Genomic DNA, 17863 nt, shown 5'->3' with positions numbered 1-17863 from the left:
CACACGCGCGACCGAAGCGCAGCCACGCCCCGCCGTCGCCCCCCACACCGTCTCCGTAACCACCACAACGCTCCCCACGCAATCCGGAGCGCTGCCACAGCCCTCTCGCACACAGCGTCCCACCCACGACCAAACGCCACCGGCGCCCCCACGCCACCTCGCCAACGAGTTCAAGCCGAGCCCACGAGATCCCCAACCTAGACCGGGCCCCCAACGCCCAAAAACACATCGATTCACCAACAACCCCGAGCACCAGACCCCCAGCGCCCGCAGCAGTCACAGACCCCCACGACAACAACGCACACCCTCGCCCGCAGCGTTGCAACAACACACAAGAAGCACCCAGCCCACCCAACAGCCGCGAGACCCTACAGAACCGATCCTCCAACAGCCTGGAGACCTCCCAAGCCGTCCCCATCGAAGTGGAACGCCGCCCGATTCATCCCACCCGCGTGGGGACTTCGCGAATGGCGGTGCCCGCATGAGCATCACGTACGGTTCACCCCACGCGTGTGGGATCTTCGTATTCCGGGTTGGGCCACGGCGGGGCGGACGAGGTTCACCCCCACGCGTGTGGGGACTTCTGAGACTTCAGTGGGAACGTCTCGGGGATCTGCGGTTCACCCCCACGCGTGTGGGGACTTCGTCAGCTTCGCGGCCGCCTTGACGTTCGCGCGCGGTTCACCTCCACGCGTGTGGGGACTTCACGACATGCGGCGACAGGAAGGCAAAGGAAGCCGGTTCACCCCCACGCGTGTGGGGACTTCGACGCGGCCAGGACGCTGTTTACCGTGATGCTCGGTTCACCCCCACGCGTGTGGGGACTTCAGCGATCGGACCGACGCTTGCCCGCCCAGCTCAGCCGCCGGTTCACCCCCCCGCGTGTGGGGACTTCCGCTGTGGGTGTACGGGGACCGGTACCGCTGGCGGTTCACCCCCACGCGTGTGGGGACTTCGCCTACAACCTGCTCGTCAAGCGCGCGGTCGGCGGTTCACCCCCACGCGTGTGGGGACTTCACCGGCTCGGATCACCCGCCGGGCCGGGCCGCCGGTTCACCCTCACGCGTGTGGGGACTTCTCGAGGCCGGGACCTACCCGCGTGGGAGCACGCGGTTCACCCCCACGCGTGTGGGGACTTCCCCGACCCGCACCCGAACCCAGCCTCGAAATGCGGTTCACCCCCACGCGTGTGGGGACTTCGGTCGGGGCGGCGTGTGGTGGGCGCGGTCGGCCGGTTCACCCCCACGCGTGTGGGGACTTCCGTACTCCCTCAGGAGGTGGGCGAGGCCTGCGAGGTTCACCCCCATGCGTGTGGGGACTTCACGGGGCGGCGGCGCCAGCGGCGGACCGTGGGCGGTTCACCCCCACGCGTGTGGGGACTTCACGGGGCGGCGGCGCCAGCGGCGGACCGTGGGCGGTTCACCCCCACGCGTGTGGGGACTTCCCTTTCTGACCTGCGGGTTCGCTGGGGCTTTGCCGTTCCGTGATGAAGATTGGGCAATTGAGGCAGAGGGGCTTCCTGATTGGGGTCTGACCTGGGCTTCTTCTCGGCCCACGTCCTGACAAGGGTCTCAGTTTCTCAGCAATGCCGGACGCTTGCGCAGGGCTCGCTGCGACTATCCCGGTGGTTGCAAGCTGGTGATTACGTAGGTCTTGCGGACAACAGCCTCGCGGATCCCGACTGGTGCACCAAGCAGACCTGCGGCTCGGCCTCCGGCCATGCTCGCCGTGATTGCTCCTTCGTCGATGTCGTGGAGCCCCTTACGAGGCAACGGAATCCGCGAAAAAGAGCGGCTGAAGTAGTGCATCGAAGGTTTCGGCGATCCGCGATTCACGCAGCCCCGGCCCAGACCGAGTCTTCGGCCCCGACCCCGGCCGGGGTGGGAGGCGCGGCGATAGACATGGGGGAGATGTCGATGGCGGCGTGGAGGTGCCCGCGCAGGCATGTGCCGGTGCCGGAAGCGGCCTGGAGGGCGGTGAGGTCGATGGCCAGTCGGTGGTCTCCAGGATAGTGGCGTGCCAGGTCGCCGAGCAGGCGGATCAGCCAATGACCGGGTACGGTGCCGACCTCATCGCGGAAGCGTCGGATGAAGGCGAACAGGCTCATGTCGGCGTGGTCGGTCAGGATGGGGGTCCGGCGAGGCTTCATGTGCGCGCAGCGCCGTTTGAACTTCGCGTTGGCTGGATCGAAGGCAGCCCCGTCCACGCCCTATGGATCACGACAGTCCCCCATCGAACTGGCGCTCCCTGCGATCAGCCGATGTGCCCTCGACACCTGAAGCTCTCGAAGGCGCCTCCGGGCCTTCTCATCAACTGGCCCTCGTCAAAGTGACACGCCAGCAAAAGAGATCCGCTGTCAGCAGGATCCGGTCCAAACGACCCACCCAAGGCGAGTCGTCACTGTTGTGCCTGAAGTACTGGAGGACCGAACCGCAGGATCACCTGATGCACCAGCCGGGAACCGAGAGGCTGTTGTCCGCCAGGCCTGCGAAATCACGAGCCATGCATCCATCAGCACAATCGGAGCGAGTCATGCGAAAGTGCCCGCCATCGCTGAGAAACTGAGACCCTTGTCAGGAAAGAAGCCCTGGTCAGACCCCAATCAGGAAGCCTCTCTGCCTCAATTGCCCAATCTTCATCACGAAACGGCAAAGCCCCAGCGAATCCGCAGGTCAGAAAGGGAAGTCCCCACACGCGTGGGGGTGAACCGGCCCGCGGCCGGGCCGAGCGCGAGGCCGACGCGAAGTCCCCACACGCGTGGGGGTGAACCGTCGATACCGGTTGGCATGATCGCCTCCTAACTGAAGTCCCCACACGCGTGGGGGTGAACCGGGCGGGTACCGCCCCAACGATCGCGGGTTGCAGAAGTCCCCACACGCGTGGGGGTGAACCCAGGCACTGCTCGGGATGCCCCGGAGTCGTCCGGAAGTCCCCACACGCGTGGGGGTGAACCGCGACGTGGTGCCAGGTCCAGCTCGGGCGCCACGAAGTCCCCACACGCGTGGGGGTGAACCGATCCTCGGCGAGGTCACGGCGGCGGACACTCCGAAGTCCCCACACGCGTGGGGGTGAACCTCGAGCCGGAGGTGGCCGGCCTCTGCGCCGTCGGAAGTCCCCACACGCGTGGGGGTGAACCGGCGGCAGGGCACTAGACACCCGGCGGCATGGTGAAGTCCCCACACGCGTGGGGGTGAACCGTGATCATGCTGGCGTTACGCCAACCCACCGCCGAAGTCCCCACACGCGTGGGGGTGAACCGTCCGACTGGACCCACGCCGACAGGTCGTAGAGGAAGTCCCCACACGCGTGGGGGTGAACCGGCCGCCCGCGACACCGGCCACGCACCCCTGCGGAAGTCCCCACACGCGTGGGGGTGAACCGTCCAGGCGGAAGAACGCACGCATTACGCAGCCGAAGTCCCCACACGCGTGGGGGTGAACCGTCGGCCTTCCACACGTCGGCGATCGTCTTCTCGAAGTCCCCACACGCGTGGGGGTGAACCGACATCAGCCCGGATGTGGTCTACCGCGTGGGCGAAGTCCCCACACGCGTGGGGGTGAACCGCAACGCCTGGAACAGCGCGATGACGGACTCGACGAAGTCCCCACACGCGTGGGGGTGAACCGGCGCAGGCTTACATCCTCGTCGGGCCGCCGCCGAAGTCCCCACACGCGTGAGGGTGGTGTGGATTGGGGGATTTTGTGGGGCTTGTGTGGTTGTTGGGGGTATGGGGTCGGCTTGTGGGTGGATGGTCAGGCGTTTAGGGCTGATATGTCTTCGGGGGTGAGGGGCAAGGCGGGTGCTGCGAGGTTTTCTTCCAGGTGTGGGAGTGAGCCCGTGCCTGGGATGGCCAGTGTCGTTGGTGAGGTTGCCAGTAGTGCGGCTATCGCCACCTGGGTCGGGGTGGCGTTCAGGCGGGTTGCGATGCTGGTGAGGCGGGCGGTGTCGAGGGGGCCGCTGTCGATGCCGCCGCCCAATGGGAAGTACGGGACGTACGCGATGCCCGCGTCCTCGGCTTCGGTCGGCAGTGGGCCGATGTCGCCGGTGTACCGGTTTTGCACCGCCGCCACGGGGGCGATCGATCGGGCCTCGGCGAGTTGGGTGGCGTTGATGTTGCTGAGGCCGAGGTGTCGGATCAGCCCCTCCGTGCGGAGTTGGGCCAAGAGGGCGAACCGTTCGGCGATCGACTCGTCGGCCGGCTCCGTCGTCCCGCCGACTCGCAGGTAGACCAGGTCGAGCCGGTCGAGGCCCAGGCCGCGAAGGTCCGCCTCGACCAGGCCCCGCAGTTGATCGGCCGTCGCGTGCCCGATCGGAACGCCGTGTGGGCCGGGCAGCGGGCCCACCTTCGTCGCGATCACCAGGTCGTCGCGGTACGGGGTCAACGCCTTGCGGATCATGTCGTTGGCCCACACCGCGTCCCGGCCGTAGAAGCCGGCCGTGTCGATGTGGTTCACGCCCAGCTCCACGGCCCGACGCAGCACCGCGATGCCCGTCTCGGGATCGCGTGCCGGACCGGCGAACGTACCCATGGCCAGGCGCATCGCCCCGAAGCCGAGCCGGTTGACGGTCAGTTCGCCGCCGATGGAGAAGGTCTTGATCGTCATGCCGGTCATCGTGGCCGCCGGTACGACACCGGGCGAGCGTGTGGCAGCTTGTTGCCACAGTGCCAGACTGCCGGGATGCGGAAGGACGAGGAAGAACTGCTGTCGGTGTGCGGGGACGCGGAGTTGATCGCCCGCGCGGGTCATCTCTTCGAGGCCGCGCGGACCGAGTTCCTGTGCGCCGCCCGGGATCTCGGGACCTGGTCGCGAGCGGGAGCGTGCGTCGGCTCCGGCCCCCGCCCCGGCGGCGCGATCCGCGACCGGACGCGTGCGGCGGATTCCGTCGGCCTCACGCCTCGCAAACTGCTCGGTCCGACGGCGCTCGCCGACGAGGAGGCCCGCGCGCACCTGCGGCTGGTGCAGGGCCGAGGCGCCCGCGTTCGGATCGGTCGTTCGCCGCTGCCGTACGAGACCATCCTCATCGACCGGCGGGTGATGATCCTCGCCGGCCGAAAGACCCCCGCCGGCCGCGAGTACACCGTGACGACCTCGCCGATCATGGTCGACGGCGTGCGCTCGCTGTTCCTGGCCATCTGGGACACCGCCGTCGATCTCGACACCTACCTGCGCGGCGACGCCCCGCACCTCGACGCCGAAGCCCGCACCATCCTCGAAGCCCTCGGCTCGGGCCGCACCGACGCATCGGCGGCCAAAGGGCTCGGCGTCTCCCTGCGCACCTACCGGCGGCGCGTGGCCGAACTGATGGCCACACTCGAGGCCGACTCCCGCTTCCAGGCCGGGCTGCGGGCGGGTGAACTGGGGCTGTCCCGCTGAAGCCGCCCGGCTACCCCGCCGCCGCCAACGCCGCCAGGGCCATTCGGCTCAGCATCGGGGCCAGGATGCGTTGGGGGGTGCGCAGTGTGTGGGGGGTGGAGTTGATCAGGCCGAAGGCGGCGTGGACCGCGGCGCGGGCCTCGCGGTCGTCCAAGCGGTTCGGGTGGGCCTTCATCGCCACCTCGACCCACAGCTCCACGTAGGCGCGCTGGACCCGGCGGATCCGGTGTCGCTCGGCCGTGGGGACCTGGTTGAGCGCGTGGTCGTGCAGCGTGATCAGGTCCGGGTGGCGCAGCGCGAACTCGACCTGGCCCTCGATCAGCGCCGCCAGCGCCTGCGCCGGATCCTCGATCGAGGCCCGCAGCTCGCCCCGGGCCAGCAGTTGCTCGCTGATGTCGACCAGCAGCTCGGTGAGCATCGCCTCCTTGCCCCGGAAGTGTTTGTACAGCGCGGGGCCGCTGATGCCCACCGCCGCGCCGATGTCGTCCATGCCCACGCTGTGATAGCCGCGCTCGGCGAACAGCCGGGCGGCCACCTGCAGGATCTGGTCTCGACGGCTCACGGTCATGTGTCCATGCTAGACACTCGGATTAACCGTGGTTAACCTCGGGGGCAGGTGAACGAAGGTTAACTCGAGGCGGTGTCATGGAAAACGTGCTCGGCACAGCCGCCGACCCGGGGTCGCAGGCCTACCGGGCCAACGCGGAAGCCCACGAACGCGCGGTCGGCGAACTGCGCGCCCGGTTGGCGACCACCGCGTTGGGCGGCGGCGAACGGGCCCGGGAACGGCACACCGCGCGGGGCAAGCTGCTCCCGCGCGACCGGGTGGAGACCCTGTTGGACCCCGGCACGCCGTTCCTGGAGATCGCGCCGCTGGCCGCCGACGGGATGTACGGCGGCGACGCGCCGGCCGCGGGGATCATCGCGGGCGTGGGCCGGGTCGCCGGCCGGGAGTGCGTGATCGCGGCCAACGACGCGACGGTCAAGGGCGGCACCTACTACCCGATGACGGTCAAGAAGCACCTGCGGGCCCAGGAGATCGCGCTGGAGAACCGACTCCCGTGCCTGTACCTGGTCGACTCCGGCGGCGCGTTCCTGCCCATGCAGGACGAGGTCTTCCCGGACCGGGAGCACTTCGGGCGGATCTTCTACAACCAGGCGCAGATGAGCGCCCGGGGCATCCCGCAGATCTCCGCCGTGCTCGGCTCCTGCACCGCCGGCGGCGCGTACGTGCCGGCGATGAGCGACGAGACGGTCATCGTGCGTGACCAGGGCACCATCTTCCTCGGCGGTCCGCCGCTGGTGAAGGCCGCCACCGGCGAGGTGGTCAGCGCCGAGGAGCTGGGCGGTGGCGACGTACACGCCCGCATCTCCGGCGTGGTCGACCACCTCGCGGCCGACGACAAGGACGCGCTGCGGATCGTCCGCGACATCGTCGGCACCCTCGGCGCCCGGCCGCAACTGCCTTGGGACGTAAGGGAAGTGGAGCCGCCGGCCGTCGACCCGGCCGGGCTGTACGGGGTCGTGCCGCCCGACGCGCGCACCCCCTACGACGTGCGCGAGGTGATCGCGCGCATCGTCGACGGCTCGCGCTTCCACGAGTTCAAGGGCGAATACGGCACCACACTGGTCACCGGCTTCGCCCGGATCCACGGCCACCCGGTCGGCATCGTCGCCAACAACGGCATCCTGTTCGCCGAATCCGCGGTCAAGGGCGCGCACTTCATCGAACTGTGCGACCAGCGCGGCATCCCGCTGCTGTTCCTCCAGAACATCACCGGCTTCATGGTCGGCAAGGACTACGAGCACGGCGGCATCGCCAAGCACGGCGCCAAGATGGTCACCGCGGTGGCCACCACCCGCGTGCCCAAGCTGACCGTCGTCATCGGCGGCTCGCACGGCGCGGGCAACTACTCGATGTGCGGACGCGCCTACAGTCCGCGCTTCTTGTGGATGTGGCCCACCGCCAAGATCTCGGTGATGGGCGGCGAACAGGCCGCCACCGTGCTCGCCACCGTCAAGCGCGACCAGATCGAGGCGCGCGGCGAGAGCTGGGACGGCGAGGACGAGTTCAAGCAGCCGATCCGCGAGCAGTACGAGCGGCAGGGCAACGCCTATTACGCGACCGCGCGCCTGTGGGACGACGGGATCATCGACCCCCTCGACACCCGCACCGTGTTGGGCCTGGCCCTGACGGCGTGCGCCAACGCGCCGCTGGCCGAGCCGCGCTTCGGTCTGTTCCGGATGTAGAGGGGTCACGACGTGTTCGACGCAGTACTGGTCGCCAACCGAGGCGAAATCGCGGTCCGGGTCATCCGCACGCTGCGCCGCCTGGGCGTGCGCGCGGTCACCGTGTACGGGCCGGGCGACGCCGCCGCGCGGCACGTGCGCGAGGCCGACGCGGCGGTCGAGGTACCGAGCTACCTGGACGTGGACGCGGTGGTCGCGGCCGCCGTGCGCGCCGGGGCCGGGGCGGTTCACCCCGGCTACGGATTCCTGTCCGAGAACGCCGCGTTCGCCGCCGCCGTGGCGCGCGCCGGGCTGGTCTTCGTCGGCCCGCCGGCGGGCGTGATCGAGCTGATGGGCGACAAGATCCGGGCCAAGGAGACGGTCGCCGCCTACGGCGTCCCGGTGGTGCCCGGTGGCGGCGCGGCGGGCATGACCGACGCCGAACTCGTGGACATCGCCCGGGAGATCGGCTTCCCGGTGCTGATCAAGCCGTCGGCGGGCGGCGGTGGAAAGGGCATGCGCCTGGTGCACGACGGCGCGCTGCTCGCCGACGAGATCGCCGCGGCCCGGCGCCAGGCCAAGGGCGCGTTCGGCGACGACACGCTGCTGATCGAGCGCTGGATCGACCGCCCCCGGCACATCGAGATCCAGGTGCTCGCGGACACCCACGGCACGGTCGTACACCTGGGCGAACGCGAGTGCAGCCTGCAGCGCCGGCACCAGAAGATCATCGAGGAGGCGCCGTCGGCGCTGCTCGACGCGGACACCCGGGCCGCGATGGGCGCCGCCGCCGTGCGCGCCGCCCGGGCCTGCGGATACGTCGGCGCGGGCACGATCGAGTTCATCGTGCCGTCGGAGGACCCCGGCTCGTTCTACTTCATGGAGATGAACACCCGCCTCCAGGTCGAGCACCCGGTGACCGAACTGGTCACCCGCGTCGACCTGGTGGAGAGCCAACTGCGGATCGCCGCGGGCGCCGCGATCGGCAAGTCAGACGTGTCGATGCACGGGCACGCGGTCGAGGCGCGGATCTACGCCGAGGACCCCGATCGGGGCTTCCTGCCCACGGGCGGCCGGGTGTTGACGGTGTGTGAGCCGGAACTCGAAGGCGTCCGGGTCGACTCCGGGCTGCGCGAGGGCGGCGAGGTCGGCAGTTCGTACGACCCGATGCTGGCCAAGGTGATCGCCTACGGCGACGATCGGGCGACGGCGATCAGCCGACTGCGGGCGGCGCTTGCCCAGACCCGGGTGCTTGGGGTGACCACCAACCTCGGCTTCCTGTACCGCCTGCTGGGCGACCCGGCGGTGCTCGCGGGCGACCTGGACACCGGCCTCGTGGAGGCCAGGACCGACGCGCTGACCGGGCATCCGGCGCCGCCGGAGGTGGCGGTCGCGGCGGCGCTCGCGGCGCGGGCCGAGCGGGTGCCGGCCGACGGCTGGGCGGACCCGTTCGCGGCGCAGACCGGCTGGCGGGTGGGCGGCCCGGCCTGGGACACGCACGTGTTGCGGATCGGGCCGGGCGAGCCGATCGAGGTGCGGGTGCGCGATGGCGAGGTCTCGGTCGACGGCGGCCCGGCCGTGTCGGCCTCGGTCTCGGCGGTGCCGGGCGGGCTCTTTGTCGGGTACGACGGGCTGACCCGGCGCTTCGACTACGTCGCCGAGTCGTCGGGCGTGCGCTGGCTCGCCTACGGGCCGGACACCTGGCGGGTGAGCGAGGTGGACACGGTACGGGCCGAGGCGGCGGGCGGCGCGGCGCACACCGGCGCGCTGACCTCGCCGATGCCGGGCACGGTGACGGTGGTCAAGGCCGCCGTGGGGGACCGGGTCGCCCGCGGACAGACCGTGGTCGTGGTGGAGGCGATGAAGATGGAACACGCGTTGACCGCGCCGTTCGCCGGCGTGGTCGCCGAACTGGGCGCGGTGGTCGGCGCGTCGGTGGCGATGGACCAGACGCTGGCGGTGGTGGAGCCGGACCCGGACGGGGTCGACGCGGACGCGGCCGTGGGGGCCGAGGGAGAGGCGACGGGACGATGACGCGTCGACTGCCGGATGTACACCGCGAACCCGGGCTGCCGGAGCGGGTGTTCATCCACGAGGTGGGTGCCCGTGACGGACTCCAGAACGAGTCCGGCGTGGTGCCCACCGAGGCCAAGATCGAGTTCGTCCGCCGGCTGGCCCGCGCGGGTCTGGGCACGATCGAGGTGACCAGCTTCGTACCGCCCAAGTGGGTGCCCCAACTCGCCGACGCCGCCGAGGTGTTCGCGGCGGTCCGGGCCGACGCCGAGATCGCCGCCGGCGATCGCCGCCTGCCGGTCCTGGTGCCCAACGAGCGCGGCTTCGACCGCGCCGTCGAGCTGGGCGCCGACCGGATCGCGGTGTTCGGCAGCGCCACGGAGACCTTCGCCCGGCGCAACCTCAACCGCACGGTGGCCGAGTCGTTGGCCATGTTCGCTCCCGTGGTCGAGCGGGCCGGCGCCGCCGGGATCGACACGCGCGGCTACCTGTCCATGTGCTGGGGCGACCCGTGGGAGGGGCCCGTCCCGCTCGACCAGGTGGTGCGCGTCGGCAAGGCCCTGCTGGACATGGGCTGTTCGCAGCTCAGCCTGGGCGACACGATCGGCGTGGCCACCCCCGGACACGTCACCGCGCTGCTGACCGCCTTCGCCGAGGCGGGTGTACCGGCGTCGCGCGTCGCGGTGCACTTCCACGACAGTTACGGCCAGGCCCTGGCCAACACCCTCGCCGCGCTGCGCTTCGGGGTGACCACCGTGGACGCCTCGGCGGGTGGCCTGGGCGGTTGCCCGTACGCGGAGAGCGCGACCGGCAACCTCGCCACCGAGGACCTGGTGTGGATGCTGCACGGCCTCGGCATCGAGACCGGCGTGGACCTCGGCGCGCTGGTGGCCACCAGCGCGTGGATGGCCGACCTGCTCGGCCGCCCCAGCCCCTCGCGCGCGGTCCAGGCGCTGATCGGCAAACGGGTGGACGCGCACGGCCTGGTGCTCGCCGACCCGACCACCGCAACCGCCGCCGGCACCACCGCCGACGCGTAGCCGCGACCGCCCGCCGACCGAACCATCTCCGACGCACCGAAGCCGCCACGAGCGGCCCGGTACGTCCCCCGCCACCGAACCCGGGAGCCCGGATCATGCTGGACCACCGCCTCGACGAGGAATACGAGCAACTGCGGCGCACGGTCGCCGAGTTCGCCAAGGACGTGATCGCGCCCGCGATCGGCGACCTGTACGAGAAGCACGAGTTCCCGTACACGATCATCCGCGAAATGGGCCGGATGGGCCTGTTCGGCCTGCCGTTCCCGGAGGAGTACGGCGGCATGGGCGGCGACTACCTCGCGCTCGGCCTGGTCCTGGAGGAGTTGGCCCGGGTCGACTCCTCCGTGGCGATCACCCTGGAGGCGGCCGTCTCGCTGGGCGCGATGCCGATCCACCGCTTCGGCACCGAGGAGCAGAAGCAGACCTGGCTGCCCAAGCTGACCAGCGGCGAGATGCTGGGCGCCTTCGGCCTGACCGAGCCCGGCGGCGGCTCCGACGCGGGCGCCACGCGCACCACCGCCCGCCTGGACGAGGCGACGGGGGAGTGGGTGATCAACGGCGGCAAGTGCTTCATCACCAACTCGGGCACCGACATCACCGGCTTCGTCACGGTCACCGCCGTCACCGGCACCAAGGGCGACGGCGGCAAGGAGATCAGCACGATCATCGTGCCGGCCGGCACGAAGGGCTTCACCGTCGCACCGCCCTACTCCAAGGTCGGCTGGAACTGCTCGGACACCCGCGAGTTGTCGTTCACCGACGTACGCGTCCCGGCGGAGAACCTGCTCGGCGAACGCGGGCGCGGCTACGCCCAGTTCCTGTCCATCCTGGACGAGGGCCGGGTGGCCATCGCGGCGCTGGCCACGGGGTTGGCCCAGGGCTGCGTGGACGAGTCGGTGCGCTACGCCGGTGAGCGCGAGGCGTTCGGCCGGCCGATCGGGGCCAACCAGGCGATCGCGTTCAAGCTCGCCGACATGGAACTGCGGGCGCACAACTCGCGGTTGGGCTGGCGGCACGCGGCCTCGCTGCTCGTGCACGGCGAGGGCTTCAAGAAGGAGGCCGCGCTGGCCAAGCTGTACAGCTCGGAGAGCGCGGTGGACAACGCCCGCGACGCCACCCAGATCCACGGCGGCTACGGCTTCATGAACGAGTTCCCGGTGGCCCGCTTCTGGCGCGATGCCAAGATCCTGGAGATCGGCGAGGGCACGAGCGAGGTGCAACGCATGCTGATCGCACGGGAGTTGGGCCTGCCCCGCTGAACCGACGACGGCTCTTTCGACACCGACCCTCCCGGACGGCATCCGTCCAGGGGGGTCGGTTTCGGTATTCCGGGCGAATGAACGCCTTCACCGTGCGACAGCACTCACGACCCGGCGCGCGCCCCGATGGGCGTCGGGCGGGGGTCAGCGGTCGACGGCCGGCCGGGTGCGGCGTGCTCCGGCCAGGACGGAATCGAGCAGGCCGGGGAAGAGATCGTCCAGGTCGTCGCGGCGTACCCGGACGAGGCGGGTCCGGCCCTCGATGGTCGTCCAGGTGACCCCGGCTTCGCGCAGCACCCGATAGTGGTGGGACAACGTCGTCTGATGGACGTCGAGTTCCTCGCCTGCCGCGGAGCAGTTGTCCGGGCCGGTGCGGTCGAGCCGTTGCACCAGTTCCAGGCGCACCGGGTCGCCGAGCGCCCGCAGCACGTCCACGAGCCGGATGGCCTCCCGGGTCGGCTGTGACACCTCGCGCATCGTCGGCCTCCTGCCTCGTGCTGCTGACGCTCATCGCGGAGGGGCGAGTCTATCCGACACATTGATACATGGACAAGCATCCATGCATTGTCTACGCTGCCGACTCGTCAGCTCGCGATCCGTCCCAGCGGAAGGCAGTGCCGCCCATGTTCAAACGTCTCGCGCCGTTGGCGCTGGCGACCTTCGCCGTCGGCACCGACAGCTACGTCATCGCCGGGCTGCTCCCGTCCATCGCCGACGACCTGGACGTCTCGACGCCCGCCGCCGGGCAGCTGGTCACGGTCTTCGCCCTGGTCCTCGCCGTATCGGCACCCGTCATGGCGGCGGTGGCCGGGGCGCTGGACCGCCGTACGGCCCTGCTCGTGGCACTCGGCGTGTTCGTCGTCGGCAACGCCCTCACCGCGGTCGGCACCGGCTACGAGGTGGTCATGGCCGCCCGCGTCCTCACCGCGATCGGCGCCGGCACGATCACCTCGACCGCGTCCGGCACGGCCGCCGCCATCGTCGAGCCCGAACGCCGAGGCCGGGCCCTGGCGTTCGTCCTCGGCGGCCTGACGCTGGCCACCGCCATCGGCCTGCCGCTGGGCACGCTGATCGGCCGCACCGACTGGCGCATCACCCTGTGGGCCGTCGCCGGCCTCGGCCTGCTCGCCGCGGTCGGCGTGGCACTCGGCCTGCCCAAGGTGGTCCTGCCGGCGGCCTCCCTGGCCGACCGCCTACGCCCACTGCGGCAACGTCGTGTCCTGAGCCTGCTGGCGATCACCGCGATGACGTTCCTGGCCTCCTACACGCTCTACACGTACATCGCACCCGCACTCGACGACGCCACCAACGGCTCCGACGGACGACTGACCCTGATCCTGATGGCTTGGGGCACCGGCACCCTGGCCGGCAATCTCGCGGCGGGCCGCCTGGTGGACCGCCGCGACCCGACCCGAGTCCTCACGGTCGCACTCGCGTCGGCCACGGTCGCCTTGGCCCTGACGCCCGTCGCGGTACACACCCTGGGCGGGGCAATGGTGTGGGCCGTGATCTGGGGCGGCGCGGTCGGCATCATCGTCGTCCCACAACAACACCGTCTGATCGCCCTACACCCGGCCGCTGCACCCATACTCCTGGGCCTCAACTCCTGCGCCATCTACACCGGAATCGCCCTGGGCGGCGCGCTCGGCGGCGTGGCCCAACAATGGCCGTCCCTGACCCCACCCCAACTCGGCTACCTGGCAGCAGCCGTCACCGCGATCACCCTGCTCCACCACGTAACGGCCAGCCGCCGGACCGGGGCCGGGGCTCCCGATCCGACTCCGGCTCCCGCTTCCGCGACGCCGCCACAGGACAAGCGTGCGTCCACCATCTGATCGGCCACCAAAGCGGTTTGCCTGCTTCGGCGGCGAGCCTTCGGGGCGGCGTCGAGGTGGTCGCGCCATAGCCTGGGCCACATGATCAGGAGTGTCGTTTTCGATGTGGGTGAGACCCTGACCGACGATGCCCGGTTCTGGGGGCGTTGGGCCGAGTGGGTGGGAGTTCCGCCGCACACCATGTCGGCTCTGGTCGGGGCGGTGACGGCCCTTGGGATGGACAACGCGGAGGCATTGCGTCGGATCCGGCCGGGTTTCGACGTGGATGCCGAGCGGGCCGCGCGCGAGGCGGCCGGCATCGGTGAGGTGCTGGAGGAGTCGGACCTGTATCCGGATGTGCGCCCGGCGCTGGCGGAGTTGCGGGCAGCGGGCGTGTGGGTGGGGGTTGCGGGCAACCAGACACGGCGAGCGGGCGAGCTGCTGCGCGCCTTGGATCTGCCGGTGGACGCGGTGGCGGTGTCCGAGGAGTGGGGCGTGGCCAAGCCCGAGGATGCCTTCTTCGCGCGGTTGCTCGCATGGGCTCCCGGGGAGCCCCACGAGATCCTGTATGTAGGCGACCACCCGGCGAACGACCACGTCCCGGCGGCCCGGGCCGGGTTGCGCACGGCCATGGTGCGACGCGGCCCCTGGGGTTACTTGTGGGCGGGTGATTCAGAGATGAATCGCGCCGACTGGACGATCGATTCGCTGTCCGAAATCGCGAACCTCATCGGGCGATAACCACGCGAATCACCATCCCGAGCGCACCGACGAGGGTAGCGTGCAAGACATGCCGCCTTCCTCGCAAATCGGATTGGGCGCCCGTGTCGCGTCGACCCGGGGCGGACGCCGGATGACGCAGGTGGCGTTGGCCAGGGCCGCAGGCATGTCGCTGAGCATGCTCCGCAAGATCGAACAGGGAACGAGGTACCCGTCCGACGACGGCTTGTCGAACCTGGCCGACGCACTCGGGGTCGACATCCATCGCCTGCTCGGAATCCGCGAGACGAGGGACAGTCGGGTAAATGCGGCACTGCCTGCGATGCGAGCTGCGATCGACGGCTACGACATGCCGGAGGACGGGCCGATCCGGGCGCTGCCCGAACTCCGGGAGGCAGTGGACACGGCCGTTGAACGGCGACTTGCGTCGCAGTACGCCCTTCTCGCACAGACCTTGCCGGACCTGTTGACCGAGTTGGCGAGGGCTGTTTGCGTGCTACCGGACCCAGAGCGTCATCGGGCTGCCGCGTTGCTGACCGGTGCATATCGAGCGGCGGACGCTGTGGCCTACAAACACGGGCACTTCGATTTGTCCGGCCGCTTGGTCGAGTTGATTCGGTGGGCTGCGGCTCGCGCCGACGACGAGCTGCAGACTGCCGTTGCAGCCTACGTCCGCACGGAAATCTTCTTCGTATCCGGAAACCTGGCGTCGGGACTTCGCTCACTGGAACGCGCTCTGGATGCGGCTCCGCCGCCGCAGGGGACTCAGGCACGGGCGGCGCGAGTGGCTTTGCACATGCGGGCATCGGTGGTTGCGGCGCGTATGCGTCGGCCGGATGTAGCCCGCGCGCACATGACTGAAGCCGAGGTGCTCGTGGCGTCGATCCCGGAAGGAGTTTACTGCGGCACAGCTGTGGGTCCTTCGTCGCTTCGCGTGCACAAGGCATCGGCGGCTATCGAACTCGGCGACGGCGCAGCCGTGTTGGGTTTGGCTGGTGAGTGGAAACCCGGTACCGAGCTACCGGCGGAGCGCCGCTCTCATTTCTACATCGATCTGGCGCAGGCCCAGCTTTGGAGCGGCAAGCGGGACGATGCGTTCGCCTCGTTGCAGATCGCCAGGAAAATCGCGCCACAGCACGTGCGTGAGCATCCTCAGGTGCGTAACACCCTGGCAACCCTGGTGAGACTGCAGCGGTCATTGCCCGACGCGTTGCTTGGCTATGCGGAGTGGGCGCACGCCATCTGAGTGCCACACCGTGTGACACTTTGCGGCTTTCCGGCGCGTCAGCATGGGTGGCGTGCCTCTCCGGGCCACATCGGAGGGCGTTTTGTAGCCGACCCATCTGCTGGGAGCACCATGTCCACGGAGTCCGTAAGTGTGTTCACATCCGGCGAGCCTGATTACCCGATCCGGATCGAGGTCGCCGATCGCCGGCCTCTCGATGTGACGCGGGCGGAGTTGACCGCTCTGGTGCACGAGTCGCGGATGTATCTGATGCGGACCTTTCCGGCGCCGTTGGTCGAGCGCGTTTCGGACTCGCGCGGCTGAGTCCCGAACGATGCCGTCCGCCACTGCCGAAAGCAGTTACGAGTACTCGCTGTTCCTTGACCGTCTCGTCGCAACCATCGCTAAGCGCAATGGACTTCAGGGCTTCGGACTCGATCCTGCGATGGCGTCACCGTACCGGCAGCGCGCCCACCACCGTTGCTGCCTCGCCGCCGGGGTTGCGTTGCGGGCGGCCGTGGCCGATGCGTATCGGGTTGGCATATCGGTCGAGGGCATTGCTCGTATTACCGGGTTCTCCCCGGGTTATGTGCGGATGATCGCGCACCGCGCACCGCGTGCCGAAGTCCCCGACCTCGTCGTCCCGTTTCATACACAAGGAGAGATCATGACCGACACGCCCACGCCTCCCTGGGCCGTCGGCGAACCCCTGTGGCGCAAGGTCGACCGCCACGGGCGACATCACCACCTCGGGACCATCACCCGCATCTGGCACGACGGTGACCGGTGGATGGTCGAATACGCCTACGGCGCACGGGCCGACAGGATCACCACCGCACCCGCCGACGAAATGTACCGCGAAGGACCCATGACCCGACCCGTCTGAGCATCGAAGCGGAAGCGGAAGTCGAGCAAGCTGTTGGGGCGTTGCCAAGGCTGATCGCGAACCTCGCGGGATGGGTGGGTGTTTGCGGTGGGGGTTGGTCTTTGGGGTGCGGGGTGCCGGTGCCGGGTCGGGCTCTCCGGGGAGGCTTCCCAGGTGGGTCGCGTGATTCCGGCGTGCGTTGCGCTTGTGGTTGCGGGTGGCTGGTGCGGGGCGGCCTGAGTCGGTGGTGGGCCGCCGCCGGCGTGCGTGGCTCCGAGACTGAGGGCTCCCGACGAGACGGGTGCGTTGGTCGGCGGGAAAAGCACCTGGCAGCGGCGGGCAGGGTGGGGGCTCGGGTCAGGTCCGCCGGGGAGGCTTCGCGGGCGGTCGGGTAGTTCCGGCGAGAGTCGCGTCTCGGTCGGCTGCGCGGGGCCGGTCAGAGTCGGTGATGGGCCGCCGCCGGCGTGCGGGGCTCCGAGACTCGAAGCTCCCGACGAGGCGGGTGCGTTGGTCGGCGGAAAACCGGCCGGCAGTGGCGGGCGGGTGGGAGCTCGGGTTGGGTCTGCCGGGGAGCGTTCCCGGGTGGGTCGGGCGGCCGGGTGTTTTCGGGGTGCGGTGGGCATGTGGGTGGCGGAGGTTCACGAAACCGGATCCCGTGGGGTGCCGCAGCCTCCGCGCGCGAGAAAACCGCAGGTCAGCGCAAATAGCCGCTGTTTCGAGCGCCTCGGGATCCGGTTTCGACGCCCACAGGGCACTTTCGGCCGCCGAGAGGCCGCAGCGCCCGAGATCGGCTCCGACTGAGCGGTTTCGGTCTCCACACGGGAGTCGAGGAGGCTGGAGCACACGAAACCGGCACTCGACACCCGACTTTCCATCCCAGCCCCACAAAACCGCAGGTCACCGAGACTCGAAGCCCACAACCACTCACCGAGATCCGGTTCCGAACCCCAGCTCTCTCCAGACGCCTCCGAAACACCCCAACCCACCAGGAAGGCCCCTCGGCGTGCTCAACCTGGCCCGTCACCCTGCCCGCCGCTGCCAGCCGCCTTTCCCGCCGAGCAATGCGCCCGTCTCGCCAGGAGCCCTCCGCCCCCGAGCCCCGCACGCCGGCGGCGGCCCATCACCGACTCTGACCGGCCCCGCGTAGCCGACCGAGACGCGACTCTCGCCGGAACTACCCGACCGCCCGCGAAGCCTCCCCGGCGGACCTGACCCGCGCCCCCACCCTGCCCGCCGCTGCCAGGTGCTTTTCCCGTCGAGCAATGCCGGGGTCTCGTCGGGAGCCCCGAGTCTGGGAGCCCCGCACGCTGGCGGCGGCCCCGC

13 protein-coding genes and 2 CRISPR repeat arrays are annotated in these 17863 nt (G+C 70.0%); of the genes, 9 read left to right on the top strand and 4 right to left on the bottom strand.

The features are described from left to right. Positions 1-434: 434 nt before the first annotated feature. A CRISPR array of direct repeats spans positions 435-1444; the repeat unit is 29 nt; unit sequence CGGTTCACCCCCACGCGTGTGGGGACTTC. A 387-nt stretch (positions 1445-1831) separates the two neighbouring features. Then, positions 1832-2206, bottom strand: a complete 375-nt coding sequence (locus tag ACFRCG_RS32885; protein ID WP_380038222.1) for an AraC family transcriptional regulator — start codon at positions 2204-2206, stop codon at positions 1832-1834. A 475-nt stretch (positions 2207-2681) separates the two neighbouring features. Continuing rightward, positions 2682-3687: direct repeats of the CRISPR family, unit length 28 nt; unit sequence GAAGTCCCCACACGCGTGGGGGTGAACC. Positions 3688-3752: 65 nt separating this feature from the next. Beyond that, positions 3753-4604, bottom strand: a complete 852-nt coding sequence (locus tag ACFRCG_RS32880; protein ID WP_380038220.1) for an oxidoreductase — start codon at positions 4602-4604, stop codon at positions 3753-3755. Positions 4605-4679: 75 nt separating this feature from the next. Here ACFRCG_RS32880 and ACFRCG_RS32875 point away from each other — a divergent pair, with 75 nt between their 5' ends. Next, the gene (locus tag ACFRCG_RS32875) at positions 4680-5375 is read left to right on the top strand and encodes a DNA-binding response regulator (RefSeq protein WP_380038218.1); all 696 of its coding nucleotides are present in this window, start codon (positions 4680-4682) and stop codon (positions 5373-5375) included. A gap of 10 nt (positions 5376-5385) precedes the next feature. On the opposite strand, the gene ACFRCG_RS32870 is transcribed toward ACFRCG_RS32875, so the two are convergent. Next, on the bottom strand, positions 5386-5943 hold the full coding sequence (locus ACFRCG_RS32870; protein WP_380038215.1) for a TetR/AcrR family transcriptional regulator: 558 nt from the start codon (positions 5941-5943) through the stop codon (positions 5386-5388). A 77-nt stretch (positions 5944-6020) separates the two neighbouring features. Between ACFRCG_RS32870 and ACFRCG_RS32865 the strand changes: the two genes are divergently transcribed. The 4 genes from ACFRCG_RS32865 to ACFRCG_RS32850 all read left to right on the top strand — a co-directional run bounded on the left by ACFRCG_RS32865 (position 6021) and on the right by ACFRCG_RS32850 (position 11916). Next, complete coding sequence (locus ACFRCG_RS32865) at positions 6021-7625, top strand: carboxyl transferase domain-containing protein (protein ID WP_380038213.1); 1605 nt, start codon at positions 6021-6023, stop codon at positions 7623-7625. A 12-nt stretch (positions 7626-7637) separates the two neighbouring features. Further along, the gene (locus tag ACFRCG_RS32860; RefSeq protein WP_380038211.1) at positions 7638-9638 is read left to right on the top strand and encodes an acetyl/propionyl/methylcrotonyl-CoA carboxylase subunit alpha; all 2001 of its coding nucleotides are present in this window, start codon (positions 7638-7640) and stop codon (positions 9636-9638) included. After that, positions 9635-10657 carry a hydroxymethylglutaryl-CoA lyase gene (locus tag ACFRCG_RS32855; protein WP_380038209.1) on the top strand — a complete coding sequence of 341 codons (1023 nt, stop codon included), beginning with the start codon at positions 9635-9637 and terminating at the stop codon, positions 10655-10657. Before ACFRCG_RS32860 ends, ACFRCG_RS32855 begins: the two co-directional genes overlap by 4 nt. 95 nt (positions 10658-10752) lie before the next feature. Further along, positions 10753-11916, top strand: a complete 1164-nt coding sequence (locus ACFRCG_RS32850; protein ID WP_380038207.1) for an acyl-CoA dehydrogenase family protein — start codon at positions 10753-10755, stop codon at positions 11914-11916. Between the two features lie 144 nt (positions 11917-12060). On the opposite strand, the gene ACFRCG_RS32845 is transcribed toward ACFRCG_RS32850, so the two are convergent. Then, positions 12061-12393, bottom strand: coding sequence for an ArsR/SmtB family transcription factor (locus tag ACFRCG_RS32845; protein ID WP_380038205.1), 333 nt, complete (start codon positions 12391-12393; stop codon positions 12061-12063). Between the two features lie 146 nt (positions 12394-12539). Here ACFRCG_RS32845 and ACFRCG_RS32840 point away from each other — a divergent pair, with 146 nt between their 5' ends. The 4 genes from ACFRCG_RS32840 to ACFRCG_RS32825 all read left to right on the top strand — a co-directional run bounded on the left by ACFRCG_RS32840 (position 12540) and on the right by ACFRCG_RS32825 (position 16561). Next, on the top strand, positions 12540-13751 hold the full coding sequence (locus tag ACFRCG_RS32840; protein ID WP_380038203.1) for an MFS transporter: 1212 nt from the start codon (positions 12540-12542) through the stop codon (positions 13749-13751). 81 nt (positions 13752-13832) lie between these two features. Continuing rightward, complete coding sequence (locus ACFRCG_RS32835) at positions 13833-14471, top strand: HAD family hydrolase (protein WP_379996940.1); 639 nt, start codon at positions 13833-13835, stop codon at positions 14469-14471. 49 nt (positions 14472-14520) lie between these two features. Further along, positions 14521-15696 carry a helix-turn-helix domain-containing protein gene (locus ACFRCG_RS32830; RefSeq protein WP_380038201.1) on the top strand — a complete coding sequence of 392 codons (1176 nt, stop codon included), beginning with the start codon at positions 14521-14523 and terminating at the stop codon, positions 15694-15696. 313 nt (positions 15697-16009) lie between these two features. Further along, positions 16010-16561 (top strand): hypothetical protein, encoded by a 552-nt coding sequence (locus tag ACFRCG_RS32825; RefSeq protein ID WP_380038199.1) that lies wholly within the window; start codon positions 16010-16012, stop codon positions 16559-16561. Positions 16562-17863 lie beyond the last annotated feature (1302 nt).

The sequence above is a fragment of the Embleya sp. NPDC056575 genome (genome assembly GCF_042793325.1).
In the GTDB taxonomy this organism is placed as follows: Bacteria; Actinomycetota; Actinomycetes; order Streptomycetales; family Streptomycetaceae; genus Embleya.
The sequence above is the reverse complement of the archived record's forward strand: the minus strand, read 5'-3'. Positions and strand labels throughout refer to the sequence as shown.

Coding starts and splice junctions, on each gene's coding strand:
- ACFRCG_RS32880 (WP_380038220.1), bottom strand. CDS start 4,604: ATGACGATCAAGACCTTCTCCATCGGCGGCGAACTGACCGTCAACCGG.
- ACFRCG_RS32875 (WP_380038218.1), top strand. CDS start 4,680: ATGCGGAAGGACGAGGAAGAACTGCTGTCGGTGTGCGGGGACGCGGAG.
- ACFRCG_RS32870 (WP_380038215.1), bottom strand. CDS start 5,943: ATGACCGTGAGCCGTCGAGACCAGATCCTGCAGGTGGCCGCCCGGCTG.
- ACFRCG_RS32865 (WP_380038213.1), top strand. CDS start 6,021: ATGGAAAACGTGCTCGGCACAGCCGCCGACCCGGGGTCGCAGGCCTAC.
- ACFRCG_RS32855 (WP_380038209.1), top strand. CDS start 9,635: ATGACGCGTCGACTGCCGGATGTACACCGCGAACCCGGGCTGCCGGAG.
- ACFRCG_RS32850 (WP_380038207.1), top strand. CDS start 10,753: ATGCTGGACCACCGCCTCGACGAGGAATACGAGCAACTGCGGCGCACG.
- ACFRCG_RS32845 (WP_380038205.1), bottom strand. CDS start 12,393: ATGCGCGAGGTGTCACAGCCGACCCGGGAGGCCATCCGGCTCGTGGAC.
- ACFRCG_RS32840 (WP_380038203.1), top strand. CDS start 12,540: ATGTTCAAACGTCTCGCGCCGTTGGCGCTGGCGACCTTCGCCGTCGGC.
- ACFRCG_RS32835 (WP_379996940.1), top strand. CDS start 13,833: ATGATCAGGAGTGTCGTTTTCGATGTGGGTGAGACCCTGACCGACGAT.
- ACFRCG_RS32830 (WP_380038201.1), top strand. CDS start 14,521: ATGCCGCCTTCCTCGCAAATCGGATTGGGCGCCCGTGTCGCGTCGACC.
- ACFRCG_RS32825 (WP_380038199.1), top strand. CDS start 16,010: ATGCCGTCCGCCACTGCCGAAAGCAGTTACGAGTACTCGCTGTTCCTT.